The 25,276-nt window shown below is 73.3% G+C and carries 25 protein-coding genes; 5 read left to right on the forward strand and 20 right to left on the reverse strand.

The annotated features are described in order from the left end of the window. Positions 1 to 385: 385 nt before the first annotated feature. From rdgB to ACFVNO_RS08720, 6 genes are all read right to left on the reverse strand, one after another. On the reverse strand, positions 386 to 991 hold the full coding sequence (rdgB, locus tag ACFVNO_RS08695; protein WP_220565317.1) for an RdgB/HAM1 family non-canonical purine NTP pyrophosphatase: 606 nt from the start codon (positions 989 to 991) through the stop codon (positions 386 to 388). Positions 992 to 1,041: 50 nt separating this feature from the next. Further along, entirely contained in the window at positions 1,042 to 1,761 is a 720-nt protein-coding gene (gene rph / locus ACFVNO_RS08700; RefSeq protein ID WP_220562937.1) for a ribonuclease PH, read from the reverse strand. 79 nt (positions 1,762 to 1,840) lie between these two features. Further along, complete coding sequence (locus tag ACFVNO_RS08705; RefSeq protein WP_220562938.1) at positions 1,841 to 2,593, reverse strand: MBL fold metallo-hydrolase; 753 nt, start codon at positions 2,591 to 2,593, stop codon at positions 1,841 to 1,843. 347 nt (positions 2,594 to 2,940) lie between these two features. After that, positions 2,941 to 3,888, reverse strand: a complete 948-nt coding sequence (locus tag ACFVNO_RS08710) for a cysteine synthase (protein ID WP_355266634.1) — start codon at positions 3,886 to 3,888, stop codon at positions 2,941 to 2,943. Between the two features lie 8 nt (positions 3,889 to 3,896). Continuing rightward, positions 3,897 to 4,175, reverse strand: coding sequence for a MoaD/ThiS family protein (locus tag ACFVNO_RS08715; protein ID WP_355266631.1), 279 nt, complete (start codon positions 4,173 to 4,175; stop codon positions 3,897 to 3,899). A 96-nt stretch (positions 4,176 to 4,271) separates the two neighbouring features. Continuing rightward, positions 4,272 to 4,679 (reverse strand): Mov34/MPN/PAD-1 family protein, encoded by a 408-nt coding sequence (locus ACFVNO_RS08720; RefSeq protein WP_220562941.1) that lies wholly within the window; start codon positions 4,677 to 4,679, stop codon positions 4,272 to 4,274. 142 nt (positions 4,680 to 4,821) lie between these two features. Between ACFVNO_RS08720 and ACFVNO_RS08725 the strand changes: the two genes are divergently transcribed. Together ACFVNO_RS08725 and ACFVNO_RS08730 are read left to right on the forward strand one after the other, a co-directional pair. Then, positions 4,822 to 6,123, forward strand: a complete 1,302-nt coding sequence (locus tag ACFVNO_RS08725; RefSeq protein ID WP_355266628.1) for a nicotinate phosphoribosyltransferase — start codon at positions 4,822 to 4,824, stop codon at positions 6,121 to 6,123. A gap of 47 nt (positions 6,124 to 6,170) precedes the next feature. Then, the gene (locus tag ACFVNO_RS08730) at positions 6,171 to 6,743 is read left to right on the forward strand and encodes a nicotinamidase (protein ID WP_378890792.1); all 573 of its coding nucleotides are present in this window, start codon (positions 6,171 to 6,173) and stop codon (positions 6,741 to 6,743) included. Between the two features lie 48 nt (positions 6,744 to 6,791). On the opposite strand, the gene ACFVNO_RS08735 is transcribed toward ACFVNO_RS08730, so the two are convergent. The 9 genes from ACFVNO_RS08735 to ACFVNO_RS08775 all read right to left on the reverse strand — a co-directional run bounded on the left by ACFVNO_RS08735 (position 6,792) and on the right by ACFVNO_RS08775 (position 16,139). Beyond that, on the reverse strand, positions 6,792 to 7,655 hold the full coding sequence (locus ACFVNO_RS08735; RefSeq protein ID WP_355266622.1) for an alpha/beta hydrolase: 864 nt from the start codon (positions 7,653 to 7,655) through the stop codon (positions 6,792 to 6,794). 102 nt (positions 7,656 to 7,757) lie between these two features. After that, the gene (locus ACFVNO_RS08740) at positions 7,758 to 8,774 is read right to left on the reverse strand and encodes a tryptophan--tRNA ligase (protein ID WP_355266619.1); all 1,017 of its coding nucleotides are present in this window, start codon (positions 8,772 to 8,774) and stop codon (positions 7,758 to 7,760) included. Between the two features lie 54 nt (positions 8,775 to 8,828). Then, a complete protein-coding gene (locus ACFVNO_RS08745; RefSeq protein WP_220565318.1) occupies positions 8,829 to 9,761 on the reverse strand; it encodes a zinc metalloprotease in 933 nt (310 codons plus the stop codon). Between the two features lie 146 nt (positions 9,762 to 9,907). Then, positions 9,908 to 11,632, reverse strand: coding sequence for a DEAD/DEAH box helicase (locus ACFVNO_RS08750; RefSeq protein ID WP_355266616.1), 1,725 nt, complete (start codon positions 11,630 to 11,632; stop codon positions 9,908 to 9,910). Positions 11,633 to 11,940: 308 nt separating this feature from the next. Beyond that, on the reverse strand, positions 11,941 to 12,204 hold the full coding sequence (locus ACFVNO_RS08755; protein ID WP_378890803.1) for a hypothetical protein: 264 nt from the start codon (positions 12,202 to 12,204) through the stop codon (positions 11,941 to 11,943). Between the two features lie 10 nt (positions 12,205 to 12,214). Continuing rightward, entirely contained in the window at positions 12,215 to 12,898 is a 684-nt protein-coding gene (locus ACFVNO_RS08760) for a class E sortase (protein ID WP_355266610.1), read from the reverse strand. Positions 12,899 to 13,063: 165 nt separating this feature from the next. Continuing rightward, on the reverse strand, positions 13,064 to 13,939 hold the full coding sequence (locus tag ACFVNO_RS08765; protein ID WP_378890807.1) for a heme ABC transporter ATP-binding protein: 876 nt from the start codon (positions 13,937 to 13,939) through the stop codon (positions 13,064 to 13,066). Continuing rightward, positions 13,936 to 15,045, reverse strand: a complete 1,110-nt coding sequence (locus ACFVNO_RS08770) for a FecCD family ABC transporter permease (protein WP_378890810.1) — start codon at positions 15,043 to 15,045, stop codon at positions 13,936 to 13,938. Before ACFVNO_RS08770 ends, ACFVNO_RS08765 begins: the two co-directional genes overlap by 4 nt. Beyond that, complete coding sequence (locus ACFVNO_RS08775) at positions 15,042 to 16,139, reverse strand: ABC transporter substrate-binding protein (RefSeq protein WP_355266607.1); 1,098 nt, start codon at positions 16,137 to 16,139, stop codon at positions 15,042 to 15,044. The genes ACFVNO_RS08770 and ACFVNO_RS08775 overlap by 4 nt, the downstream gene beginning before the upstream one ends. Before the next feature lie 242 nt (positions 16,140 to 16,381). Between ACFVNO_RS08775 and ACFVNO_RS08780 the strand changes: the two genes are divergently transcribed. The 3 genes from ACFVNO_RS08780 to ACFVNO_RS08790 all read left to right on the forward strand — a co-directional run bounded on the left by ACFVNO_RS08780 (position 16,382) and on the right by ACFVNO_RS08790 (position 20,618). Then, complete coding sequence (locus ACFVNO_RS08780; protein WP_378890814.1) at positions 16,382 to 17,779, forward strand: LPXTG cell wall anchor domain-containing protein; 1,398 nt, start codon at positions 16,382 to 16,384, stop codon at positions 17,777 to 17,779. Positions 17,780 to 17,904: 125 nt separating this feature from the next. Beyond that, positions 17,905 to 18,573: an HtaA domain-containing protein gene (locus ACFVNO_RS08785; RefSeq protein WP_378890817.1), complete on the forward strand. Its 669-nt coding sequence runs from the start codon at positions 17,905 to 17,907 to the stop codon at positions 18,571 to 18,573. Positions 18,574 to 18,716: 143 nt separating this feature from the next. Continuing rightward, the gene (locus tag ACFVNO_RS08790) at positions 18,717 to 20,618 is read left to right on the forward strand and encodes an HtaA domain-containing protein (protein WP_378890820.1); all 1,902 of its coding nucleotides are present in this window, start codon (positions 18,717 to 18,719) and stop codon (positions 20,616 to 20,618) included. A 73-nt stretch (positions 20,619 to 20,691) separates the two neighbouring features. Here ACFVNO_RS08790 and ACFVNO_RS08795 read toward each other — a convergent pair whose 3' ends face one another. The 5 genes from ACFVNO_RS08795 to ACFVNO_RS08815 all read right to left on the reverse strand — a co-directional run bounded on the left by ACFVNO_RS08795 (position 20,692) and on the right by ACFVNO_RS08815 (position 25,268). Beyond that, positions 20,692 to 20,934 carry a DUF3039 domain-containing protein gene (locus ACFVNO_RS08795; protein ID WP_220562956.1) on the reverse strand — a complete coding sequence of 81 codons (243 nt, stop codon included), beginning with the start codon at positions 20,932 to 20,934 and terminating at the stop codon, positions 20,692 to 20,694. 59 nt (positions 20,935 to 20,993) lie between these two features. Continuing rightward, complete coding sequence (locus ACFVNO_RS08800; RefSeq protein WP_220562957.1) at positions 20,994 to 21,575, reverse strand: YqgE/AlgH family protein; 582 nt, start codon at positions 21,573 to 21,575, stop codon at positions 20,994 to 20,996. A 63-nt stretch (positions 21,576 to 21,638) separates the two neighbouring features. After that, positions 21,639 to 23,048 carry an NAD-dependent malic enzyme gene (locus ACFVNO_RS08805; RefSeq protein ID WP_220562958.1) on the reverse strand — a complete coding sequence of 470 codons (1,410 nt, stop codon included), beginning with the start codon at positions 23,046 to 23,048 and terminating at the stop codon, positions 21,639 to 21,641. A gap of 293 nt (positions 23,049 to 23,341) precedes the next feature. Next, positions 23,342 to 24,082, reverse strand: a complete 741-nt coding sequence (locus ACFVNO_RS08810) for an AAA family ATPase (RefSeq protein ID WP_378890824.1) — start codon at positions 24,080 to 24,082, stop codon at positions 23,342 to 23,344. Between the two features lie 235 nt (positions 24,083 to 24,317). Then, the gene (locus ACFVNO_RS08815) at positions 24,318 to 25,268 is read right to left on the reverse strand and encodes a tetratricopeptide repeat protein (protein WP_355266588.1); all 951 of its coding nucleotides are present in this window, start codon (positions 25,266 to 25,268) and stop codon (positions 24,318 to 24,320) included. Positions 25,269 to 25,276: the final 8 nt, after the last annotated feature.

Below are 25,276 nucleotides of genomic sequence, written 5' to 3' on the forward strand. Positions count from 1 at the left end.
CCGAAGCCTACCGCCTGCGGGCGCATGCCCGTGACGCTCTGGTCGGAGTGAAGAGGAGGTGCCGCTTCGACGCGGTCCGGGGCCGAACACGCCCTTTGGGCGCTCGCCGTCCCGCAGCGACTCGTTCGAGTGTAGGTAACAGCTGATGCGACGTCAAATCGCCTGGTCGGCGAGGCGGGAACCCCTGCCCTCAGGCGATCTCCGCGGGTTGTGGACCCCCCACACCGGGGATCGTGTGCGGCCGCGGCCGTTTCGTCGGACGAAGGTGGTCCTGCCCCTGCGGCCCCGGCCTCAAACCGGTCTCGGGGAACTTTTCCCGTCATCCCAGGTCGAAAGCTTGAGGGGCGGCCCGTCCGGGCCGCCCCTCAACGCGCGCGGGACCGCGTCAGACCATCGCCGCGATCTCCGCCGCCAGCTTGCGGAAGGCGATCCCCCGGTGGCTGATGGCGTTCTTCTCCTGGGGGGACAGCTCGGCCGTGGTGCGGCTCTCGCCCTCCGGGACGAAGACCGGGTCGTAGCCGAACCCGTTCTCCCCCCGGGGCTCGCGGATCACCCGGCCGCGCATCTCGCCCTCCGTCACGACCTCGGTGCCGTCGGGCAGGACCAGGGCCGCGGCGCACACGAACGCGCCGGCGCGGCGTTCCGGCGGGGTGTCCGCCAGCTGGTCCAGGACCAGCTCCAGGTTGGCCCGGTCCTGGTCGTCCGCGCCGAAGCGGCCGGCCCAGCGGGCCGACAGCACGCCCGGCATGCCCCGCAGCTCCTCGACGCTGAGCCCCGAGTCGTCGGCCACCGCGGGCAGCCCCGTGTGGGCGGCGATCGCGCGCGCCTTGAGCAGGGCGTTGCCGACGAACGACGGCTCGGTCTCGGGGACCTCCGGTGCGTCCGGGAACGCGTCGAGGGACAGCACCTCGGCGCTCACACCGGCGTCCGCGAGGATGGCGCGCAGCTCGGGCACCTTCTTGGCGTTGCGGGTGGCCAGCACGATCTTCACGATTCCCCCTTCTCCGGCGACGCCGCCGATCCGGGTGCCGTTGAGTACGGTCACTCCGCCAGGGCCTTCTTCTGGAGGCCGGTCAGTTCCTCGCAGCCGCCGACGGCCAGGTCGAGCAGCTTGTCGAGCAGTTCGCGGTCGAACGCCGCGCCCTCGGCGGTGCCCTGCACCTCGATGAACTTCCCGTCGCCGGTGAGGACGACGTTCATGTCGATGTCGGCGACGGAGTCCTCGAGGTAGTTGAGGTCCAGCCGGGGCTGGCCCTGGACGACGCCGACGCTGACCGCGGCCAGGGAGCCGGTGAGCGGGTTGTTCTTGAGGTTGCGGCGCTTGCGCAGCCACTTCACGGCGTCGGCGAGGGCCACGTACGCGCCGGTGATGGCGGCGGTGCGGGTGCCGCCGTCGGCCTGGAGGACGTCGCAGTCCAGGGTGATGGTGTGCTCCCCCATCGCCTTGAAGTCGACGACCGCGCGCAGGGAGCGGCCGATGAGGCGGGAGATCTCGTGGGTGCGGCCGCCGATCTTGCCGCGTACGGACTCGCGGGCGCCGCGGGTGTCGGTGGCGCGGGGCAGCATCGCGTACTCGGCGGTGACCCACCCCTCACCGGTGCCGCGGCGCCAGCGCGGGACACCGTCCTCGACGGTGGCGGCGCACAGCACTCGGGTGTCCCCGAACTCGATGAGCGCGGAGCCTTCCGCCTGGCGCAGCCAGTTGCGGGTGATCGTCACGGGGCGGAGTTGGGTCGGAACTCGTCCGTCAGGTCGGGCCATGGTCAAGAGCGTATACGTGCGCGCTCGCCCAGGGGGCGGGTGTCGCGAAGGCGTGCGCGGAGTGGGACCCACGCCACGCTCAGCCGCCGATGGTGTGCGTCCGTCCGCTGCGGGCCAGGTCGATGGGCCCGTCGTAGGTGGAGCGGGCCTCCGCCAGGGTGACGTCGTCGTCGTTCCACGGCACCAGGTGGGTGAGCAGCAGGCTGCGGGTCCGGGCGCGGCTGGCGTGCTCGCCGGCCTCGCTGCCGGTGAGGTGCATGTCCTTGGGGTGCTCGACGTGGTCCTGGAAGGCGGCCTCGCACAGGAACAGGTCCGTGTCGGAGGCCAGGTCGACGAGGGAGTCGCAGGCGCCGGTGTCCCCGGAGTAGGCCATGCTGGCGCCGTTGTGCTCCAGGCGGATGCCGAAGGCCTCCACCGGGTGGTTGACGCGGTCCACGCGGACGGTGAAGGGGCCGATGCCGAGGGTCCCGGGGGTGAGCTCGTGGAAGTCGAAGACCTCGGTCATGCCGGGGTCGGGGTCCAGGCCGTAGGCCTCGGCGACGCGCTCGGAGACCCCGCTGGGGCCGTAGACGGGGATCCGGGGTTTGGCGCCGTCGGGGTGGAACATCCGGGCGACCCAGTACGAGCACAGGTCGAAGCAGTGGTCGGCGTGCAGGTGGCTGAGGTAGACGGCGTCGACGGAGTAGATGTCGACGTGCCGCTGGAGCGCGCCGAGTGCGCCGTTGCCCATGTCGAGGAGCAGGCGGAAGCCGTCGGCCTCGACCAGGTAACAGGAGGCGGGGCTGTCCGGCCCCGGGAAGCTCCCGGAGGACCCGATAATCGTGAGTCGCACGTCGTCGTCGCCTTCTCGAAGGGCCGCGCGGCTCCGTGGCACCCCCGACCGTGTGCGCGGAGTACGGATGGCGGCTGGTTCAGCGGTTGTCCCGTTGTTACGGGTCTACCCCAATGGCCGCCCGGGTGGTACAAAATGTGTCCTGCATCTCACGCGACCTCGATCACGTGTGAATTTTTCACACCATATGACACGTTCCGGGTGATTCGTTCCCGCCGTATTACGGTCCGCTTCCGGCCCGCCGACGTGCGCGGGAGTGCCGCGTCCGCATCCGGACACCGGCCGTGGGAACACGGCGGGGGCGGCACCCCGGGTCCGGGATGCCGCCCCCTGGGGGTGCGTGCGGGTCAGGCCCAGAGCTGGCCGTCGAGGCGCTCCTCCGCCTCTTCCAGCGTCCCCTCGTAGGCCCCCGTCGACAGGTACTTCCACCCGGCGTCGGCGATGACGAACGCGATGTCGGCGCGCTCCCCCGCCCGCTCCGCCTTGCGGGCCATGCCCAGCGCGGCGTGCAGCGCCCCGCCGGTGGAGATCCCGGCGAAGATGCCCTCCTTGTCCAGGAGTTCCCGGGTCCGCCTGAGGGCGGCGTCGGCGGGCACGGAGAACCGCGTGGTGAGCACCGACTCGTCGTACAGCTCCGGGACGAACCCCTCGTCGAGGTTGCGCAGGCCGTACACGAGCTCGCCGTAGCGCGGCTCGGCGGCGACGATCCGCACGTCCGGCCGGTGCTCGCGCAGGTAGCGGCCCACGCCCATGAGCGTTCCGGTGGTGCCCAGGCCCGCCACGAAGTGGGTGATCTCCGGCAGGTCCGCGAGGAGCTCGGGGCCGGTCGTCTCGTAGTGGGCGCGGGCGTTGGCCGAGTTGCCGTACTGGTAGAGCATCACCCAGTCGGGGTGTGCGGCGGCCATCTCCTTGGCGACGCGGACCGCCTCGTTGGAACCGCCGGCCGCGTCGGAGAAGTGGACCTCGGCGCCCCACATGGCGAGGAGCTGCCTGCGCTCCTGGGAGGTGTTCTCCGGCATGACGCAGACCATGCGGTAGCCGCGGAGTTTGGCGACCATCGCCAGGGAGATGCCGGTGTTCCCCGACGTCGGCTCCAAGATGGTGCAGCCGGGGGAGAGCAGCCCGTCCTTCTCCGCCTGTTCGATCATGAAGAACGCGGCGCGGTCCTTGATGGACCCGGTCGGGTTGCGGTCCTCCAGTTTCGCCCACAGCCGGACGTCCGGGGAGGGCGAGAGCCGGGGCAGGCCGACGAGCGGCGTGCCGCCGAGGGAGTCGAGCAGGGATTCGTAGCGCATGGGCGCGCCTAGCGGCTTCCGCCGGCCACGGCGGGCAGGATCGTGACGTTGTCGCCGTCGGAGAGCTTCGCCTCCAGGCCGCCGACGAAGCGCACGTCCTCGTCGTTGAGGTACACGTTGATGAAGCGGCGCAGCTTGCCGTCGTCCACCAGGCGCGCGCCGATGCCCGGGTAGCGGCTGTCCAGGTCGTCGAACAGCTCGCCCAGGGTGTCGCCGCTGCCCTCGACGGCCTTGGCGTCGCCGGTCAGGTTGCGCAGGATGGTGGGGATGCGGACCTCGATGGCCATAGGTGTGTCTTCCCGTGAACGTGGTTGGTGTGCGTACAGTCCCAACGAGGCGCCTCCCGCGGCCATTCCGCGGGCCCCGTCGGGCGGGGCGGGGTGCTACCCGGTGATCTCCACCGGCTCCTCGGTGACCTCGCCGTCCAGGATCCGGTAGGAGCGCAGTTCCGCGGTCTCGGGGTCCCTGGTGGACACGAGCACGTAGTGCGCGTTGGGCTCGGACGCGTAGGAGATGTCGGTGCGCGAGGGGTAGGCCTCGGTGGCCGTGTGGGAGTGGTAGATCACGACGGGTTCCTCGTCGCGGTCGTCCATCTCCCGCCAGACCTTCAGCTGCTCGAGGGAGTCGAACCGGTAGAAGGTCGGGGACCGCTCGGCGTTGACCATCTCGATGAACCGTTCGGGACGGTCGGTCCCCGCGGGGCCGGCCACGATGCCGCAGGCCTCGTCCGGGTGGTCGCGACGGGCGTGGGCGACGATCTGGTCGTAGATCGAGCGATCAATCCTCAGCATGCCTCCCAGGGTATCGGAACAAATTTCCCTACCAACCGAATGGGTATTGTTAGCGTCGGCCGAGGTCACCCCGTGCGCGATCCGGGCGGATCAGGGCAGGTCGGCGTGAGGTCGCACAACTCCACGGATTAGGCTCATGCCCATGAACGACCATGGCAGCAGCGCGCTGCTGACCGACCACTACGAGCTGACGATGATCCAGGCGGCCCTGCACAGCGGGGCGGCGGCCCGGCCGTCGGTGTTCGAGATGTTCGCCCGGCGCCTGCCCGAGGGGCGCCGCTACGGCGTCGTGGCGGGGACCGGGCGGTTCCTGGAGCAGCTGGAGGGCTTCCGGTTCCGCACCGAGGAACTGGACTTCCTGTCCGACAACGGTGTGGTGGACGACACGACCCTGCGCTGGCTCTCGGAGTACCGGTTCTCCGGGAACGTGTGGGGCTACGGCGAGGGCGAGGCCTACTTCCCGGGGTCGCCGATCCTGGTCGTGGAGGGCACCTTCGCCGAGGGTGTGATCCTGGAGACCCTCGCCCTGTCGGTGTTCAACCACGACAGCGCCATCGCGTCGGCGGCCAGCCGGATGGTCGTGGCGGCCGGCGAACGGCCGCTGATCGAGATGGGGTCGCGCCGCACCCACGAGGCGGCGGCCGTCGCCTCCGCGCGCGCCGCGTACGTGGCCGGGTTCGCGACCTCCTCCAACCTGGAGGCGGGGCGCTCGTACGGGGTGCCCACCGGCGGCACCGCCGCGCACGCGTTCACGCTGCTGCACGACAGCGAGCGGCACGCCTTCTCCGCGCAGCTGGACTCCCTGGGTGCGCAGACGACCCTGCTGGTGGACACCTACGACGTGGAGCGGGCCGTGCGCACGGCCGTCGAGCTGGCCGGGCCGGAACTGGGCGCGGTGCGCATCGACTCCGGCGACCTCGGCAAGACCGCGGGGCGGGTGCGCGAGCAGCTGGACTCGCTCGGCGCCACCGGGACCCGGATCGTGGTGACCGGCGACCTGGACGAGCACTCCATCCAGGCGCTGGCCGTGGCGCCCGTGGACGGCTACGGGGTGGGTACCTCCCTGGTGACCGGATCGGGCGCGCCGACGGTGTCGCTGGTGTACAAGCTGGTGGCACGGGCGCACGGGACGTCCGCGGACCTGCCGCTGGAGCCGGTGGCCAAGCGCTCGGTGGGCAAGCCGAGCCGGGGCGGCCGCAAGTGGTCGGTGCGCCGGCTCGACGACACGGGCACCGCGATCGCCGAGGAGGTGTTCCCCTACGAGCCGCCGGAGGCGGTGGGGACCCGCCCGCTGCTGCGGCCGCTGGTGTCGGACGGCGAGGTGGTCGGCGGCGAGAGCGTGCACGACGCGCGCGAGCGCCACCGCGCCGCGGTGGCCGAGCTGCCCGAGCAGGCGCTGCGGATGTCGCGGGGCGAGGCCGCCCTGCCGACGGTGTTCCACTGACCGGCCGTGTTCCGGTGGACCGGGTTGCGAGAGGAAGGGGTGCCGGCATGACCAGAGCGCTCATTGTGGTGGACGTGCAGAACGACTTCTGCGAGGGCGGCAGTCTGGCGGTGGCCGGGGGCGCCGCCACCGCAGAGGCCGTGACCGGGCACGCGCGCTCGGGCGGGTACGACCACGTGGTCGCCACCCGCGACTACCACATCGATCCGGGGGCGCACTTCTCGGACGAGCCCGACTTCGTGGACAGCTGGCCGCGGCACTGCGAGGCGGGCACGCCGGGGGTGGAGTTCCACCCGGGCTTCGACGCCTCGCTGGCCGAGGAGGTCTTCAGCAAGGGCCGGTACACGGCGGCCTACAGCGGGTTCGAGGGGACCGCCGAGGACGGCTCGACGACGCTGGCGGAGTGGCTGCGCGAGCGCGGGGTGGACGAGGTGGACGTGGTGGGCATCGCCACCGACCACTGTGTCCGGGCCACCGCGCTGGACGCCGTGCGGGAGGGGCTGCGCACGCGGGTGCTGCTCGGCCTGACCGCGGGTGTGGCGCGGCCGACCGTGGACGCCGCGCTGGCGCAGCTGGACGAGGCGGGCGTGGCCCTGGAGGGCGAGCCGCGCGTCGGCTGACCCTGACGGGCGAGGGGGCGGGGCCGTGCGGTCCCGCCCTCCGCCGTGTCAGGGGTGGGAGAGCAGGGTGCGCAGGACGTCGCCCGCGCGCGTCCACAGCAGGGAGCCGCCCTCCCCCGGCAGCAGGTGGCGGCGGGCGCCGGGAATGCGGCGGGTGAGCAGCGCCGCCCGGTCCGGGGAGTGGAAGGCGTCCAGTTCGCCGTACCAGACGTCGGTGGGGACGGCGGCCTGCTCCGGCGCCGGGTCCCAGCGGCCGGAGGCCAGGACGGTGTCGCGGGCGTACCCGGCGCCGTCGCCGGCGAAGCCCTCGGCCAGGGCGCGGCGGTAGGCGGCCGCGAAGGCGGGGGCGCGGTACACGGCCGCGTCGCGTTCGGGGGCGTGGGCGGTGACCAGGTCCCACATGCCGTCGGGGCCCAGTTGCGCGAGGTCGCGCCCGGCGCGGTCCGGGTCGGCGGCCACCGCGTCGCGCAGGGACCGTGCGCCGGGGTCGAGGAGGTCGGCCAGGCCGGGGTGGGCGATCTCGTCGGCGGGCGAGACCAGGGCCAGGGCGCGCGCCGTGCCGGCCGCGGCGCAGGCGAGGGCGAAGGGAGCCCCCTGGGAGTTGCCCACGACGGCGGGGCGGCCCAGGCCCAGGTGGTCCGCGAGGGCGCGGGCGTCGGCGGCGAAGTCCGCGGCGGTGCGGCCCGGGGCCGGGTCCGAACCGCCCAGGCCGGGGCGGTCCGCCGAGACCAGGTGCACGCCGAGTCCGGCGAGCAGGTGGGTGCCGAAGCCCAGGGAGCGGCCGGTGGCGGCGCCGGGGCAGAGCAGGACGGGGGTGCCGCCGGGGTCGCCCCACGAGCTCCAGGCCAGGGCGCGGCCGTCGGGCAGGGTGAGCGCGCCGGTGCGCTCGGGGGCGTCGACTCCGAGTTCCATGCCGGGGAGCCTAGGGGGTGCCCGCGCGCTCCGACCAGTGGTTTTCCCGGACACGCGAGGGGGCGGCGGGAGGGTTCCCGCCGCCCCCTGCCGTGTCGCGGCTCAGGCGACGCCGATGGCGGCGCGGACGCGGTCCAGGACGTCGCGGGCGCGCTCGCGGGCGCGGGCCGACCCGGCTTCGAGGATGTCCTCGATCTCCTTCGGGTTCGCCATGAGCTCCTCGTAGCGCTCGCGCTTGGGGCCCAGCTCGGCGTTGACCGCCTCGAAGAGCTCGTTCTTGAGCTCGCCCCAGCCCATGCCGCCCTGCTCCAGGCGCTTGCGCACGTCGGCCGTCCTGTCGGCGTCGGCGAAGTGGGTGAGGAGCTGGAAGGGCACCGAGGTGTCGGGGTCCTTGGGGTCCTCGACGGGGGTGGAGTCGGTGGGGATGCGGCGGATCGCCTTCTTGAGCTTGTTCTCCGGCAGGAAGAGCGGGATGTGGTTGTCGTAGGACTTGCTCATCTTGCGGCCGTCGACGCCGGGGAGGATGCTCGCCTCGCTGTCGTCGATGACGCCCTTGGGCAGGGGGAAGGAGTACCCGTGCTCGCCCTCGCCGTAGCGGTTGTTGAAGTACCCGGCGATGTCGGCGGTGTACTCGATGTGCTGGGACTGGTCGCGGCCCACGGGGACGTGGGTGGCCTGCATGATGAGGATGTCCGCGGCCATGAGGATGGGGTAGTTGAACAGCCCCATGTTGACCCCGGCGTCCAGGTCGGTGATCCCGGCCTCGTTGTTGCGGTCGCGGGCGGCCTTGTAGGCGTGGGCGCGGTTCATCAGGCCCTTGGGGGTGAGGGCGCTGAGGATGGTGGTCAGCTCGAAGGTCTCGGGGACCTTGGACTGCTGGTAGATGACCGTCTTGGCCGGGTCCAGCCCGCACGCCAGCCAGGTGGCAGCCCCGGACCGGATGCTGTGGCGGAGCTCGTCCGCGTCCTTGACGGTGTTGAGCGCGTGGTAGTCCGCGACGAAGTAGTAGGTCTCGTAGACGTCCGCGGCCGCCAGGGCCGGCTGGATCGCGCCGACGTAGTTGCCCAGGTGGAAGTCACCGGTGGGCTTGATCCCGGTCAGGTAGGTGTTCGCTGCCATGCCCCAAGCCTATCGGCGCGCCCGCGCCCCCTACCCGCCCGGGCGCGCCGGAGGTCAGGGGCGGTGGGGGGAGCGGAAGGCGGCCCAGTGTTCGGCCATGCGGCGGGCCTGGCCCTCGGTGAAGTGGGTCATGCAGTCGTCGTCGCTGTAGTCCATGAAGTTGGTGACCGGGTCGCGGCCGCCGCGGTGCGGGCAGGAGTCGCGGCCCTGCGGGCAGCCGGCCGCGGCCTCGCGCTCGTAGGGGGTGTCGCCGACGTAGTCGCCCGGGGTGGTGCAGCCGTTCTGGAAGGTGTGGAACAGGCCCAGCCAGTGGCCGACCTCGTGGGTGCCGGTGTGGCCCAGGCCGAAGCGCTCGCGGCCGCCGCCGGGCAGGGTGTCGTGGGCCAGGACGACGCCGTCCTGGTCGGGCGCGGCGGCGTGGTCCTGCGGGAAGCTGGAGTAGCCGAGCAGCCCGGTGCCCAGGTCGGCGGTGTAGATGTTGAGCGTGTCGGCGCCGCCGCGGTGCAGCTCGGAGCGGATGCGGTCGCGGTGGCCGTTGAAGTCGGAGAACCAGGCGTCGTTCTCGCTGCGGGTGACCTCGGAGAGGGTGAACCGGAAGCCGGTGTCGGCCCCGGCGGCGTCGTAGCCGCCGGAGTAGGCGGTGTTGAGGACATCGATCTGGTCGCGGATGCGGGCGTCGCTCACGTGGCCCCTGCCGTCGGTGGCGGAGATGACGTGGACCACGACGGGGACGGTGCCCGGCGGGGCGATCTCGTGGGACCGCAGGGAGCGCAGCGCCTCGCGCAGCCGGTCGTTGTAGCGGGCGGCCTGCTCGGGGGTGAGCTCCCCGCTGTCGGTGACGGTGTCCGATCCGGGTTCGGCGAGGCGGGCGGTGGTGCCCGGCGGGCAGTCGGGCCCGCGGACCGCCGCCGCCCGTTCGGTTCCGGCCCCGGCGGGGTCGGGCAGCGCGGTGCCCGCGACCATTCCGCTCAGGGCGAGTCCGCACATCGCCAGTCCGGTCCAGAGTGCGGCGGTCGCGCCGCGTGCGTTTCGTCCAATCACTTCACGGACTGTAGTGAAATGAACACGTATAGCACGCGAGCCCGGGCGCGAGCTTGCGAAGTGTTTGCCCGGATGGCCCGGAATACCCCCTGTTACTTGCCGCCGACCGCCCAGACGCGGAGCTTCGCGATGCGCTCGCGGATCTGGTCCGGGGTGGCCTGGGCGACCGGCGGCCCGCCGCAGGCGCGGCGCAGCTCGTTGTGGATCACCCCGTGCGGCTTGCCGGTGCGGTGGTGCCAGGCGCCGACCAGCCCGCTCAGCTCGCGGCGCAGGTTCGCCAGGACCTCGTGGGTGGGGCCCTCGTCCCGGACCGGCTCGTCCTTCTTGCGGGCCTTGATCTCCCCGGCCTTGATGTCGTCCTTGCGCTTGCGCAGCAGCTGTGCCACCTGCTGGGGCTCCAGCAGGCCGGGCAGGCCCAGGAAGTCCTCCTCCTCGGTGGAGCCGGGCACGCCGCCGTACTCGTTGCCGTCGTAGAGGGCGCGGTCGAACTCGGCCGACGCCTCCATCGTCTCGAACGGCAGCTCCTCCCCCGCGTCGGGGGTGTCGCGCTTCCTGTTGGCCTCCTTGAGGAGGTCCTCCTCCGGGTACTCGTCGTCCTCGGCGGGGGTGCGGTCCAGGACGTGGTCGCGCTCGCGCTCCATGTCCCCGGCGAACTCCAGCAGGGTGGGCACCGAGGGCAGGAACACCGAGGCGACCTCGCCGCGCTTGCGCACGCGCACGAACCGGCCGATGGCCTGGGCGAAGAACAGGGCGGTGCTGGTGGAGGTGGCGTACACCCCGACCATCAGGCGGGGCACGTCCACGCCCTCGGACACCATGCGCACCGCGACCATCCACCGGTCGTCGCCCTTGGCGAACCGGGTGATCTTCTTGGAGGCGGTGGGGTCGTCGGAGAGCACCACGGTAGCGCTCTTGCCGGTGATCTGGCGGATGATGCGCGAGTAGGCGCGGGCGTTCTCGTGGTCGCTGGCGATGACCAGGCCGCCGGCGTCGGCGTGGGTCTTGCGGACCTCGGTGAGCCGCCGGTCCGCGGCCTGGAGCACGCGCTTGATCCAGTCGCCCTTGGGGTCCAGCGCGGCCCGCCACGCCTGGGAGAGCGCGTCCTGGGTGAGCGGCTCGCCCAGGCGGGCGGCCAGCTCGTCCCCGGCGCGGGTGCGCCAGCGCATCTCGCCGGAGTACGCCATGAAGATGACGGGGCGCACGACGCCGTCGGCCAGCGCCGGGCCGTACCCGTAGCTGTAGTCCCAGGAGCAGCGGCGCACCCCGGCGGAGTCCTGGACGTAGTCCACGAACGGGATGGGGTTGATGTCGGACCGGAAGGGCGTCCCGGTCAGGGAGAGCCGCCGGGCCGCCGGGTCGAACGCCTCGCGGGCGGCGTCGCCCCAGGACAGGGCGTCGCCCGCGTGGTGGACCTCGTCGAAGATCACCAGGGTCTTGCGGGCCTCGGTGCGGTTGCGGTGCAGCGCCGGGTGGGCGGCCACCTGGGCGTAGGTGACGGCGGCGCCGAGGTACTGCCGCCCCAGGGCCCCCTGTCCGTTGCGGAAGTCGGGGTCGATGGGGATGTTGAACCGCGCGGCGGCCTCGGCCCACTGCTTCTTGAGGTGCTCGGTGGGGCAGACGATGGTGATGGCGCGGACGATGTTCCGCTGGAGGAGCTCGCTCGCCAGGGTGAGGGCGAACGTGGTCTTGCCCGCGCCGGGCGTGGCGACCGCCAGGAAGTCCCGCGGCTGTCGGCGGAAGTACTCCTCGAACGCCTCCCGCTGCCAGGCCCGGAGCCCGCTGAGGCGGTCCTCGGTCGTGGTCTGCGTCACCGTCATGCGTTTCGTCCCCCGATACTCACCTGCTCGAGATTAGCGGCCCGGTCCGACCGCACAGGGTCGGCTTCCCGTGGTGCCGCGCACATCCGCGGGCCCGGATCGGCCGCCGCGAAGGCCCGCGAACGCCCGCGCACGGGCACATACGGACGCGAACACGCACGAGCCCCGCGGGTCCGGAGGTTCTCCGGACGGACCCGCGGGGCGCGCGTGTCGCGGCGGGGCGCGCCCGGGGCTCCGCACAGGAGCCGTCCGGGCCGCCCGGCACGGGCGCCGGGCCGGGCGGGGCGTCCGCCGGGCCCGGCCCCGTGTCACTCGGCGGGCGACTCCTCCGCGGGGGCGCCGGAGTCCGTCGGCACCACACCCGACTCGTCGGCCTCCTCGGCCCCCGCTCCCCCACCGGCCCCGCCCGCGCCCTCGATGTCGACGGCGCCGTCGTTGAACGGCATGTAGGGGGAGATCGCCGGGAACGCGAAGAACCACAGCAGGGCGGCGGCCCCGGCCAGCAGGCCGAGCGCCATGATGAACTTGGAGATCCAGGGTCCGGGCAGGATGCGCCAGATCAGGCCGTACATGCGGGTCTCCTCACTCGCTCTCGGCGGCGTCGGGGGCCATGTGCGCGATCGAGTCGGGCATGCCCTCCGACTTGGGCGTGGTCTCGACGAGTTCGCCCCACACGATGAGCCGGTGCGTGTTGTTCAGCTTGGGGGCGCAGGTGGTGAGCGTGATGATCGACCGCCCCGGCTCGGCCTCGCCCGCGCCCTCAACGTCGTCGAACGGGTCGGGTTCGATCACCCACACGTCGGTGGGCACGACCGTCTCCTCGCGGAACACCTCGTAGGTGTAGAAGTTCTCGCCGTCCTCCAGCACCAGGACGTCGCCGTTCTCCAGCAGGTCGATGTCCCAGAACAGGCCGGGGGTGCGGTGCGCGGCGATCGCGTAGTTGCCCGGCTGCCCGGGGCTGCTGGGGTACTCGGTGTAGTGCCCGGGGCTGTAGCGGATGTCGTCCTGCGTGGTGCCGTTGACGACGACCCAGTCCAGGTCCAGGGACGGGATGTACAGCCGGCTGTCGGCGCTGCCGGGCAGGGGCTCGGAGTCGGGACCGCGCTCCTCGGCCTCCGCCCACGCCTCCTCCAGCCCCTGGGCCAGCCCCTCCTGTTCGCGGTCGGTCTCCCACCGGGAGCCGTACACCTCGTACGCCGCGTAGAACAGCATGAGGAGGCCCGCGGTCAGCAGGATCTCGCCGACGAAGCGGACGATGCCGCGCACCACGTCACCGGGGGTGGCCCGGCGGCGGGGCGGGGGTTTGCGGCGGCGGCCGCCGGAGGAACGGCGTCGGCCCTCCCCGGATCCGGGGTCATCCTGTGGCTGTCGTTCCGTTGTGGACACCAATACGACCTACTCCTGTGGACGTCTCGCGTGTGCTCCGTGGACCTACCGGAGGGGCACGACCAGCGGGATCCCGGTCCTCGGGTGCGGCAGGACCTCGACCTCGTGCCGGTAGACGGTGCTGAGCAGGGACGCGGTGAACACCTCGGCGGGGGGACCCTGCGCGGCGATCCGTCCCTGGGAGAGTATCGCCACACGATGGGCGTAGGCCGCCGCAAGCCCCAAATCGTGCAGGACCACGATAACCGCACCGCCGCGTTCGGCGAGTGAACGCGCGATGCCCAGCACGAGTTCCTGGTGGTGGATGTCCAGGGCGGCGGTGGGCTCGTCGAGCATGAGCAGCGGGGTGTCCTGGGCCAGGACCCGAGCGAGCATCACGCGGGCCCGTTCGCCGCCGGACAGGGTCGGGAAGCCGCGGTCGGCCAGGTGGGAGACGCCGGTGCCCTCCATCGCGGCGGCGACGATCCCGTCGTCCTCGGCCGGGTCGGCCAGCCCCGCCCAGGGGGCGCGGCCCATGGCGACCAGTTCGGCGACGGAGAACGGGAAGCCGACCGAGGCCTCCTGGGGCAGGACGGCGCGGCGCAGGGCGAGCTCGGGCGGGGTCCAGGCGCCGAGCCCGCGGCCGAAGAGGTCGATGCGGCCGCCGTCGGCGCCGCCCCGCTCCGCGGCCGCGGCGAGGTCGCCGGACGCGGCGGCCAGCAGTGTGGACTTGCCCGCGCCGTTGGGCCCGACCAGTGCCACCAGCTCCCCGGCGCGGACGGTGAGGTCCACCCCGTCCAGGAGGGCGCGTCCGCCGCGGCGGACGGTGACGCCCTCGGCGCGCAGCACGGGGTCGCCGACGGCGACGGGGCCGGGGCGCGCGGGCGGGCGGGACAGGGGGGCGAGGGCGGCCCGGGTCCGCCGTCGGAGGGTGGGGATCACGACCAGCCTCCCTGCTTGGCGCGGGTGCGGTAGAGGAGGTAGAAGAAGAACGGTCCGCCGAGCGCCGAGGTGACCACGCCCAGGGGGATCTCGGCGGGGGCGGCGGCGGTGCGGGCCAGCAGGTCGGCGGCGAGCAGCAGCAGCCCGCCGCCCAGGGCGCTGGCCGGCAGCAGCACACGGTGCCCGGGCCCGGTGACCATCCGGACGATGTGCGGGACGACCAGGCCGATGAAGGCCACGATCCCGGCGAAGGCCACGGCGGCCGAGGTGAGCAGTGCCAGGGCGATGATGAGGACCAGGCGCATGCGCTCCACGTCCACGCCCAGGTGGCGGGCCGGCCCCTCGCCCAGGGAGAGCAGGTCCAGGCAGCGCGCGTAGAGCGGGATGACGACCATCCCGGCGACCAGGCAGGGCACGATCGCCGCGACCTTGGACCAGGTGGCGGTGGCCACGCTGCCCAGCTGCCAGAAGGTGATGGTCTGGATCTCGGCGTCCTGGGAGAAGTTGGTCATCAGGCCGATGGCGGCACCGGCGATGGCGTTGACGGCGATGCCGGTGAGCAGCAGGGTGACGACCTCGGTGCGCCCGCGCGAGCGCGCGAACACGTACACGAACAGGGTCGTGGCCAGGCCGAACACGAAGGACGACGCGATGATCGTCCAGTGGCCCAGGACGGTGATCCCGGTGAAGATGACGGCGATGGCGCCGACGGCGGCCCCCGAGGAGACTCCGATGACACCGGGTTCGGCCAGGGGGTTGCCGAAGATGCCCTGCATCATGGCCCCGGCCACGCCCAGGGCCGCGCCCACCGTGACGGCGAGCACCACGCGGGGGAACCGCACGTCCCACAGGACGGTGCGGGCGACCTGGTCGGGCAGGGGGCCCGCGACCGGGACGCCGAGGGCGTCCAGGACCGAGGCGGTGACCTGCCCGGCGGGGATCGGGTAGGCGCCGATCCCCGCCGCGACGACCGAGACGACGACCAGGCCGGCGGCCAGGCCGACGAGCAGCAGGCCGGCGCGCAGGCGGCGCCGGGCCCGGCCGGCCGCGACCGGGGCGGCCCGGCCCGTCCGCTCCGCGGACGGCGGGGTTCCGACGGCGGTCACGGGCCCTCCCCCGCCGCGACCGCGGTCAGCTCCTCGGCCAGGGCGGCGATGACCTGCGGGGTGCGGGGCCCGAAGTTGAGCAGCACCCCGTCCTCGAAGTCGATGACGGCACGGTCGCGTCCGGCGGGGGTCTGGGCGACGCCGGGGATCTCGACGAGGCCGTCGACGCCGCCGACCGATTCCAGCCCCTTGGTCATGACCAGGATCACCTCGGGCTGCGCGGCGATGAGCGCTTCGCCGGTGATGGGGGTGAAGGGGGCGGTCAGGCCCATCTCGACCCCGGCGTCGCGGGCCCCGACCTCGGCGAGCATGGCGTCGGCCCCGGAGCCGGGTCCGCCGATGAGGTAGACCCCTGCGGTGCCGCGCAGGTAGAGGAAGGCGACGAGGGGGGAGCCGACGGCCTCCGCGGAGCCCTCGCGGACCTCGGCCATCTGGGCCCGTGTGCGCTCGGCCAGGGCGGTGCCCGCGTCGGGGACGCCCAGGGCCCGGGCGACGCGTTCGAAGCGCGGGTACATCTCGTCGAAGGACCAGGCCTCCTCGATGATCACCACGGGGATGCCCGAGCGCTGGATCTGCTCGATGGCCTCGGGCGGCCCGGTCCGGGTGTCGGCGAGGATCACGGTGGGCTCCAGGGCCAGGACGCTCTCGGCCGAGACCTCGTGCCCGCTGGTGACGACGGGCAGGTCGGCGGCCTCGTCGAAGGTGGCGGCCACGTCGCGGCCCACGACCCGGTCGCCCAGGCCGAGGGTGAAGACGATCTCGGCCAGGCCGCCGGTGAGGGGCAGGATCCGCGAGGTGTCGGTGACCTCGACCTGCTCGTACTCCAGGGGGTCGTCGCTGCTCCGGTAGGGGTCGAGCACGACGGAGTCGACGGTCACCGGCAGCTGCTGGACGAAGTCCTCCTCCAGGGGCTGGAGGCGGTTCTCGGCCAGCTCGGGGATGTCCCCGGTGCCGCCGGAGGCGGTGTCGTCGGGGGCTCCGGCACCGCCCGAGCAGCCGGTGAGGGCGAGTGCGAGGGCGCAGGCGGCGGCGAGCGCCCGGGCCCCGCGTCCGGGGCGTGCGTGTGCGGAGGGCCGGAAGGCGGCTGGGGCCATTGGGGATCGCTTTCGGGTCGGACCGGGGGACGGGGTCGCCGGGGGGGGACGACGCCGACCTTTATATGACACCTTGTCACCATCTTGACAAGCCCGATGGTTCGATGTTCAACTGTTCCGGTCGCGAACTCCGGGTTAGGTAAGGCTCACTTGACCAAGGTAAGCATAACCTAAGCAAGTTCCGCACAGCACGCGGGTCACCCCTACACGAACCGGACCCGCACGAACCCCGAAGGCCCCTGATGCAAGCAGCGGTTTCCCCCCGCCCGGCCACCGGGCGGCGCCGGGGCGGGCCCCTCCCTCCCCTGGCCGCCGCCGCGGCCGCGGTGCTGATCTCCACCGCACTGCCCGCGGCGGCGTACGCAGAGCCGGCTCCCCAGCAGGAGGAGACCGGTCACCCCCGGATCACCACCGTCGACAGGACCGAGGGGCTGGACCCCGAGGGTGACACCGTCACCGTCTCCGGGCTCGGCCACACCCCCGGATCCGTCATCGAGATCGCGACCCTCGCCGTTCCGGCCGGACCCGACGGCGCGGCCGACACCGGAGAGGTCCGTGAGGAGGCCGTCACCGACACCGCGAACGCGGTGACGGTCGAGGTCGGCGGGCGCGGCGCGTTCAGCGCGACCCTCGTCACCGGAGCCGGGTTCGCCGCCGAGGCCGGACTCGACGCGGCCGCGGACGCCTTCGAGATCCGCCTGGTCGAGGTGGAGACCCCCGAGGACCCCGGGCCGGTCACCGGCACCTGGGGCGGCGACGCCCCGGCCGAGGGGGTCGTGGAGGCGCCCGGCCCCGGGATGAGCGCCCCCGTCGTGGCCCCGGCCGCCCCCGCCGCGGCCGTCGTGGGCCGCGTCCCGGTCACGTTCGCGGCGCCCGAGGCCGCCCCGGCCCCGGAGGCGCGCCCGCGGACCTCTCCGCAGACCCAGGCCGGCGCGCCGCAGGCGCCCCTGCCGCGGGAGCCGGGGAACCCGAGGATCTCGGTGTCCAAGACCGAGGGCCTGGACCCCGACGGGGAGACCGTCACGGTCACCGGCACCGGCTACGACACCTCCAAGGGCATCTACGTCGCGCTGTGCGACATCTCCGGCGCGAGCTCCACTCAGGCCCCGACGCCGTGCATCGGCGGTGTGGACATGGACGGCTCCGGCGGTGCCTCCGCCTGGGTCTCCAGCAACCCGCCGCCCTACGGCGAGGGCCTGGCGGTCCCCTACGACGGCTCGGGCACCGACGGCGGCTTCAGCGTGCAGATCACGGTGAAGGCGGACGACGGCACCACCGACTGCGACTCCGCGGCCGTGGAGTGCGCCGTGGTCACCCGCAACGACCACACCCGGTCCAGCGACCGCGGCCAGGACGTGTTCGTCCCGGTGGCGTTCGGATCGGGCGGATCGGGCGACGGCTCCGGGAACACCGGGGCCGGGTCCGGCGGCTCCGGCTCCGGCGACGGGGGTTCCGGCTCCGGGGGCTCCGGCGGCGGCAGCGGTCCGCGCCCGAGCGGCGACCTGCCGCGCACCGGCACCGACCTGACCGTCCTGCTCCTGGCCGCCGCCGTGGCGACCGCGACCGGTGCCGTCGCCCTCTTCGCGACCCGCCGGCGCCGCGGCGCCGGGGACGACGCCCCCGACGGGGCCGCGGCCTGACCGACCCCCGCTCTCCATGGCGGTCCCGTGCCCCGGCACGGGCCCGCGGGCACCACATCCGCCGCCCCGTCCCCGGACCCCCGGGACCGGTCACGTCTCCACTCGACGATGGGAATCGACGAACCATGGCCCTGACCACCACCCGCGGCACGACCACGGGCCGCCGCGCCCCCCGCACCCTCACCTCCGTCTCCGCCGCATCCGCCCTGGCGGCGGCCCTGATCGCGGTCGCGGCCCCCGCCGCCTCCGCGGCCCCCGTCTCCGGCGGCTCCGCCGTCTGGGGCGTCAAGGAGTCCTTCCGCGACTACGTCTCCGGCCCCATCGCCGGAGGCGGCTACACCGCCTCGGGCGGCGCCACCGAACCGGGCGACGGCCTGATCGACTTCCCCACCTCCGGCGGGGACGTCGACGACGCCTTCTTCATCTCCGGCGAGGTGTCGTTCACGGGCACCGTGGTCTTCACCGGCCACGACTACGGCCAGGGCCCCCTCCTGGAGGTCCGGCTCTCCGACCCGCGCGTGGAGTTCGACGGGAGCACCGGCACGGTGTACGCCGACGTCACCAGCCGCGAGTTCCACGGCGCGAACCCGGCCCTGCCCCCTGGCGCCCCGGTCTCGTACGGCGAGGTCCCCGTCACCGAGCTGACCGGGGTGAACGTCGACGTCACCGGGACCGCGATCGAGTTCACCTCCACCGGCGGCACCCTGCACGCCGGCGCCGTCGACGCGTTCGCGGGCTTCTACCCCGCGGGCGCCGCGATGGACCCGATCTCCTTCACCACCGATGTCTCCTAGGCGCCGCGACCGTGGGACGGGCGGTCCCGTGGCTCCCGCTCCGCGCGGGCCCGCCCGTCCCCTGCCCCCTGCCCCCCGCCCCACCGGCCCCGCCGTCACCGGGGCCCCTGCCATCCCCCTCACGATTGGAACCGAAGAACCCCATGACCAGTACGACCGGCAGCGGCACGAGCGGAAGGCTCCGCCGCGCCCTGCGCTCCCTCACCGCGTACGCGGGTGTGGCGGCGGTGGGCGGTGCGCTCGCGGTGGCGGGCGCCCCCGCCGCCACCGCCGACGAGGTGCTCCAGCTCTCCGGCGGCTCCGCCGCCTGGGGGGTCAAGGAGTCCTTCCGCAACTACGTCTCCGGCCCCATCGCCGGAGGCGGCTTCGAGGCCTCCGACGGCGCGACCGCCACGGGCGACGGCCTGATCGACTTCCCGACGGCGGGCGGCGCGGTCTCCAAGGAGGACGCCTCCGGCGATGTGAGCTTCTCCGGGACCGTGGTCTTCACCGGCCACGACTACGGCCGGGGCCCCGTCCTGGAGGTCCGGGTCTCCGACCCGCGCGTGGTGTTCGCGGACGGCACCGCCACGGTGTACGCCGACGTCACCAGCCGCGAGTTCCTGGGGGCGAACCCGAACAACCCGCCGGGCGACCTCACCGGGTACGGCGAGGTCCCCGTGGCCGACCTGACCGGCGTCGAGGTCGACGCCGAGGGCGAGGACCTGGTCTTCACCTCCGCCGCGGGCACCCTGCGCGAGGAGGCCGTCGAGGCGTTCGCGGGCTTCTACCCGGCGGGCACCCCGATGGACCCCCTGTCCTTCACGGCGGGCATCGACGACGCCGGGGGGAACCCCGGCCCGGTGCACGACCCCGCGGTCACCGTCACCCCGGCCTCCGGCCTGGACCCGGAGGGCGACGTCGTCACCGTCGCGGGCACCGGCTTCCGGCCGGGCGCGGGCGTCTACGTGGCGCTCACCGCGATCCCGCAGGCCGCGGACTCCTACCCGGCCCACTGGTACGGCTCGGGCGTGTGGCTGCGCGGCGACACCGCGCCGGACGCGCAGGGCTCCTTCAGCACCCCGCTCGACGTGGTGGGCGCCTTCAGCAAGGGCGGCGGCGAGTACGACTGCCTGGAGACGCAGTGCTACGTCGCCGTCTTCAACGACCGCAACGACCTGGCCAACCGCGACCAGGACGTGTGGACGCCGGTCTCCTTCGCCGGCGGCGGGGAGCCGACCGAGGAGCCGACGGAACCCACCGAGGAGCCGACCGAGGGGCCGACCGACCCCGAGGGCCCGCTGACCGTCCACAACGGCCGCGCCGACTGGGGCGTGCGGGAGTCGTTCCGCACCTACATCGTGGGCAACATCGCCAAGGGCACGATCGAGACCCGCGACGGCGCGAGCCGCAACGAGGACGGCACCTTCGCCTTCACCGACGGCTCGGGCGAGGTCGACCTGGAGGCGTCCACCGCCGAGATCGGGTTCGAGGGCACCGTCCTGTTCCAGGGCCACGTCTACGGCGACGACGACCCGCTGCTGCACATGACCGTCCGGGACCCGCGTGTGGTCATCGACGGCGGCGAGGGCACCCTGTACGCCGACATCGTCAGCAAGTCGCTGGACGACGCCGAGCTGGTCACCTACGACGACGTCGCGTTCGCCGACCTCGACCTGTCCGGTGTGCAGTACGACCTGACCGACGGCGTGCTCGCCTGGGAGCCGATCCCGGCGACCCTGACCGCCGAGGGCGTGCCCGCCTTCGCGGACTTCTACGGCGAGGGTGAGCGGCTCGACCCGATCACGCTGACCGTCAGCGTCGACGAGGACGTCGACGTCCCCGGCGGCGGCGACGGTGGCGGCGGCGGTGGCGGCGGGAACCCGGGCGGGGGTGACGGCGGCGGCAACGGCGGCCTGCCGAACACCGGTGTCGCCCTGGCCGGCCTGATCGCGGCCGCCGCGGTGGCCGTCGGCGCCGGCGGCGTGGCCGTGGCCGCGTCCCGCAGGCGCCCGGCCGGTGCCGACGGGGACGGCGCCGACGAGGACGGCGGCTCCGGGGCCTGACCCTCCCGGTGGCGCACGACGAGGGCCCCGGTGCACCGCACCGGGGCCCTTCGCGTCGCGGGGACGGGCCGGATCAGGCCATCATCTCCTCGTAGATCTTCTTGCACTCGGGGCAGACCGGGAACTTCTTCGGGTCCCGGTTGGGCACCCAGACCTTGCCGCACAGGGCGATCACGGGGTTGCCGGTGACGGCGCTCTCCGTGATCTTGTCCTTCTGGACGTAGTGGGAGAACCGCTCGCGGTCCCCGCCGTCGTGCGAGGTGTCCGGCCTGGTCTCACTGTCCGGCAGGACCTTGTTGAGGACGTCCATCGACATCGTTCTCACCTTTCGAAGTCTGCGTTCCACGGTATAGGGTGCCGCGTCCCGGGCCGCCCTCAGTTCAGGGTGGGATCGTCCGGGTAGGTCGACAGCAGCGCCAGGTCGCCGCCCTGGCGGCGCAGCACCCGCGACCACAACCCCTCCGGGTCGGTGGTGAACACGTCGGCCGCGACCGCGTCCAGGACGTACCACGCGCCCTCCTCGACCTCCCCGGCCAGCTGCCCGGCGCCCCACCCGGCGTACCCGGCGAAGACGCGGAAGCCGCCCAGGGCGGTGCCCGGCACCGGGGCGGGGTTGTCCAGGTCGACCACGCCGATACCCGTCAAACCCGAGGCGGGGTCCAATCCTTCCAGAGGGGACCAGCCGGGCGGCGGCCCGTCCGGCCCCCGGACGCCCAGGGCGATGCCCGAGCCGGTGCCGACGGGACCTCCGGAGAACATGACGGCGGGCTCGCTGGCCAGCTCGCCCCAGTCGACGACCACGTCGGCCACGGGCAGCCCGAGCGGCCGGTTGAGGATCACGCCGAGGGTGCCCTCGGGGGTGTCGTCCACGACGAACACCACCGAGCGGCGGAAGGAGTCCTCTTGGAGCACCGGGGCGGCCACCAGGAGCCGCCCGGTCATCGTCGGCTGGTCCATGCCACACCCCATACCCCGGAACGGGGCCGGAACCCGTGCCGGCACCCGTTCCGGAAGGGTACGTCAGGCCCGGTCGGCCTTGTGGCCGCGCTGGGCGACCTCGCGGACGGCCGTGGCCACGTGCGTCGACAGGTCCGAGTGGAACACGCTCGGGATGATGTAGTTGGGGCCGAGCTCGTCCTCGGTGACCACGTCGGCCAGGGCCTCGGCGGCGGCGACCATCATGTCGGAGGTGACGTGGTTGCTCTGGGCGTCGAGCAGGCCGCGGAAGAACCCGGGGAAGACCAGCACGTTGTTGATCTGGTTGGGGTGGTCGCTGCGGCCGGTGGCGACGACGGCGGCGTGCAGGCGGGCCACGTCCGGGTCGACCTCGGGGTCGGGGTTGGCCAGCGCGAAGATGATCGCGTCGTCGTTCATCTCGGCGATGTCGTCGCCGGTCAGCAGGTTGGGGGCGGAGACGCCGATGAACACGTCGGCCCCGGCCACGGCGCCCTTGAGGTCGCCGGAGTAGCCGGCCCGGTTGGTGTTCTCCGCGATCCAGCGCAGGTTGGAGTCCATGTCCTCGCCGCGCCCGGTGTGCACGGCGCCGTGGATGTCGCTGACGATCACGTCGCGGGCGCCGGCGTGCATGAGCAGCTTGAGGATGGCGGTCCCGGCCGCGCCCGCGCCGGACATGGCGATGCGGACCTCGTCGAGCTTCTTGCCGACGACGCGCAGGGCGTTGCGCAGGGCGGCGAGCACGACGATGGCGGTGCCGTGCTGGTCGTCGTGGAAGACGGGGATGTCCAGCAGCTCGCGCAGGCGGGCCTCGACCTCGAAGCAGCGGGGGGCGGAGATGTCCTCCAGGTTGATGCCGCCGAAGCCCGGGGCGATCAGCTGGACGGTGCGGACGATCTCGTCGACGTCCTGGGTGTCCAGCGCGATGGGCCAGGCGTCGATGTCGGCGAAGCGTTTGAAGAGGGCCGCCTTGCCCTCCATGACGGGCATGGCGGCCTCGGGGCCGATGTTGCCCAGCCCGAGGACGGCGGAGCCGTCGGTGACGACGGCGACGCTGTTGCGCTTGATGGTGAGGCGGCGGGCGTCGTCCTTGTTGGCGGCGATGGCCTGGGAGACGCGGGCGACACCGGGGGTGTAGGCCATCGAGAGCTCGTCGCGGTTGCGCAGCGGCACCTTGGACTTCATCTCGATCTTGCCGCCCAGGTGCATGAGGAAGGTCCGGTCGCTGACCTTGTGCACGGTGACGCCCTCGACGGCGCCCAGGGCGTCGACGATGGCCTGGGCGTGCTCGGTGTCGCGGGCGGCGCAGGTGACGTCGATGCGGATGCGCTCGTGCCCGGCGGCGGCCACGTCCAGCGCCGTGATCATGCCCCCCACGCGCTCGACCGCGTTGGTGAGCCCACCCACGGCCGTGCTCCCCGCGTCCAGTTCGAGGCGGACGGTGATGGAATACGAAACGCTGGGAAGGGTGGCCACGTAATGCTCCTCGGGTGGTGCCGGTGCTTCTGTGTCCGGACGTGCGGACGTCCCCTGGCGCGGCGGCGTTGATGCGCTGCGGGGCATCGGATGTGCGCGGTGCCCCCTGGGGCGGCATCGCGTCGGACCCCTGTTCGCGTTCGGGGGTCTCGCGACGGAGTCGCCTCACCCTACCCGAGTCAAGCGACCTGAGTCAGCACAAGCCGACAATTATCGCTTCCGTGAAAAACCGATGAATTTCGCACGAGCGCCGGGGTGCCGGCGCGGGGCCGCACCACCTCAACACCGCGGATTCAGGGGGTCTTCCCGGCCGCCCGGTCGCGGGCCGCGCGGACGATGACGTCGGTGCACGCCCGCGGGGAGAGGACGGCGCCGTCGAGCACCATGTGGTAGTGCCCGGGCCGGGCGGCGTCGGTCCGGTAGAAGCGGCGGACGTAGGCGGCCCGGGCGCGGTCGTTGTCGTCGCGGACCCGGGCGGTGGGCGGCCCCTCCGCGACCCCGCGCCCGTCGGTGACCCCGGACTCCCACAGCTCGCGCGCCCGGCGCAGCCGCGCCTCGGGGTCGCCGTCGAGCCGGACGTGCAGGGCGGTGGGGTGGTCGGCCAGGACGATGGCCCCGGCCCGGCCCAGGACGACCCCGCCCGTGTGCGCGACCCCGCCGATCACCTGCTCGGTGTGCTCGACGAACTCGTGGTCGTAGAGCAGCCGCCCCTCCTCGTTGACGGTGCCGATGAAGGCGGTGTCGACGCTGCCCAGGGTGACGGTGGGCAGCCGCGCGGCCCCGGCGAGGAGGCGTTCCAGGCCGCTCGGCGAGCGGTCGTCGTGCTGGAGGGCCTCGTCGAGGGAGCAGCCGATCCGCCCGGCGACGGCGCTGGGCACCGCCCGGTCCAGGAAGGCCACCTCCAGGGCGGCGGCGACCGCCGGGCCGACGACGGCGCCGCCCGCGCCGTAGGTCGCCGAGATGGTGACGACGGGACGGGGCGTGGACCGCGCCTCGGGCGTCCGTCGGGGACGGTCGGGGGTAGGCGGGCTCATGGGCACCTGCCGGTGAGAGGCGGACCTGGTGGCAGCGGTTGTACCCGCCGTCGGCGGCCCCTATCCCCGGGGACCGAAAACCGGGAAAGAAAGGATGGTTTTACCGCTTTGTCCGGCTACCAGTGAGTAATAATTCTGATTTCCGCACAGTGGTATCTCCACCACGGCCGATTCCGGTCCTGCGTCCCGCACCGCCGCCCCCTCGCGCGGCGGTGCGGGACGGGCCGGACACGCCCTAGAACAGGGCGGAGGTGAGCCGCCGCCGCGCGGAGGCCACCGCCTTGTCGCCCGGGGGCAGCAGGTCGAACAGCTCCAGCAGGCGGGCCCGGACGGCGTCGCGGTCCTCGTCCGAGGTCCGCTTGACCGTCGCGATGAGCCGGTCGAAGGCGTCCTCGAACTTGCCGCCGTACATGTCCAGGTCGGCGACGGCCAGCTGGGCCTGCACGTCCTGCGGGTCGTCGGCGGCGGCCTTGCGCACGGCGTTCATGTCCACCGCGCGCAGCCGCCGGACCAGCCGGACCTGGGCGAGCTTGCTCTTGGACTCGGTGTCCTTGGGGTCGGCCTCGACCGCCTTGACGTAGACCGCCTCGGCCGCCTCGAAGTCCTCCCGGTCCAGGGCCTGCTGCGCCTCGGCGTCGACGGGGCGCAGGTCCGCCTCCGGGACGCCGGCCTCGGCCTGCTCCGGGCCGCCCTCGCCGAACAGGGTGCCGGGGTGCCCGGGCGGCAATGCGCCCTGCTCCTTGAGCGCGGCGAAGGCCTCGGTCAGCCAGGCGGTGAGCTGGTCCTCGGGGACCGGGCCCGCCGGGCCGGGCAGGAGCTGGCCCTGCACGACGACGATGATCATCGGGGCGGTCGGCACCCGCAGCGCCTGCACGAGCTGAGGGCTGGCCTCGCCGTCGACCTTGGCGAGGAACCAGTTGCCGCCGGAGGCCGCGGAGAGCTTGTCCAGGGTGTCCTCGACCTGCTTGGACTGCTCGGACCAGCCGGCCAGGACCGCCAGGACCACCGGGGCGGCCATGGACCGCTCCAGGACCTGGGCCTGGAAGTTGGCCTCGTCCACGTTCACGGCATAGGGATTGGATCGACCCGCCGACTCCGCGGCGCGCTGCTTGGCCTCGCGTTCCATGGCCGCCTTGCGCGCACCGAGGTCGACGGCACTGTTCGGGGAAAAGTCCGAAGGCTGCATGTGTCCAT

Origin of the sequence: Nocardiopsis sp. NPDC057823 (genome assembly GCF_042797335.1) — a bacterium.
Classification (GTDB): Bacteria; Actinomycetota; Actinomycetes; order Streptosporangiales; family Streptosporangiaceae; genus Nocardiopsis; species Nocardiopsis changdeensis.

Coding starts and splice junctions, on each gene's coding strand:
- rph (WP_220562937.1), bottom strand. CDS start 1,761: ATGGCCCGACCTGACGGACGAGTTCCGACCCAACTCCGCCCCGTGACG.
- ACFVNO_RS08710 (WP_355266634.1), bottom strand. CDS start 3,888: ATGCGCTACGAATCCCTGCTCGACTCCCTCGGCGGCACGCCGCTCGTC.
- ACFVNO_RS08715 (WP_355266631.1), bottom strand. CDS start 4,175: ATGGCCATCGAGGTCCGCATCCCCACCATCCTGCGCAACCTGACCGGC.
- ACFVNO_RS08720 (WP_220562941.1), bottom strand. CDS start 4,679: ATGCTGAGGATTGATCGCTCGATCTACGACCAGATCGTCGCCCACGCC.
- ACFVNO_RS08725 (WP_355266628.1), top strand. CDS start 4,822: ATGAACGACCATGGCAGCAGCGCGCTGCTGACCGACCACTACGAGCTG.
- ACFVNO_RS08730 (WP_378890792.1), top strand. CDS start 6,171: ATGACCAGAGCGCTCATTGTGGTGGACGTGCAGAACGACTTCTGCGAG.
- ACFVNO_RS08735 (WP_355266622.1), bottom strand. CDS start 7,655: ATGGAACTCGGAGTCGACGCCCCCGAGCGCACCGGCGCGCTCACCCTG.
- ACFVNO_RS08740 (WP_355266619.1), bottom strand. CDS start 8,774: ATGGCAGCGAACACCTACCTGACCGGGATCAAGCCCACCGGTGACTTC.
- ACFVNO_RS08745 (WP_220565318.1), bottom strand. CDS start 9,761: ATGTGCGGACTCGCCCTGAGCGGAATGGTCGCGGGCACCGCGCTGCCC.
- ACFVNO_RS08750 (WP_355266616.1), bottom strand. CDS start 11,632: ATGACGGTGACGCAGACCACGACCGAGGACCGCCTCAGCGGGCTCCGG.
- ACFVNO_RS08755 (WP_378890803.1), bottom strand. CDS start 12,204: ATGTACGGCCTGATCTGGCGCATCCTGCCCGGACCCTGGATCTCCAAG.
- ACFVNO_RS08775 (WP_355266607.1), bottom strand. CDS start 16,139: ATGGCCCCAGCCGCCTTCCGGCCCTCCGCACACGCACGCCCCGGACGC.
- ACFVNO_RS08780 (WP_378890814.1), top strand. CDS start 16,382: ATGCAAGCAGCGGTTTCCCCCCGCCCGGCCACCGGGCGGCGCCGGGGC.
- ACFVNO_RS08785 (WP_378890817.1), top strand. CDS start 17,905: ATGGCCCTGACCACCACCCGCGGCACGACCACGGGCCGCCGCGCCCCC.
- ACFVNO_RS08790 (WP_378890820.1), top strand. CDS start 18,717: ATGACCAGTACGACCGGCAGCGGCACGAGCGGAAGGCTCCGCCGCGCC.
- ACFVNO_RS08795 (WP_220562956.1), bottom strand. CDS start 20,934: ATGTCGATGGACGTCCTCAACAAGGTCCTGCCGGACAGTGAGACCAGG.
- ACFVNO_RS08800 (WP_220562957.1), bottom strand. CDS start 21,575: ATGGACCAGCCGACGATGACCGGGCGGCTCCTGGTGGCCGCCCCGGTG.
- ACFVNO_RS08810 (WP_378890824.1), bottom strand. CDS start 24,082: ATGAGCCCGCCTACCCCCGACCGTCCCCGACGGACGCCCGAGGCGCGG.
- ACFVNO_RS08815 (WP_355266588.1), bottom strand. CDS start 25,268: ATGCAGCCTTCGGACTTTTCCCCGAACAGTGCCGTCGACCTCGGTGCG.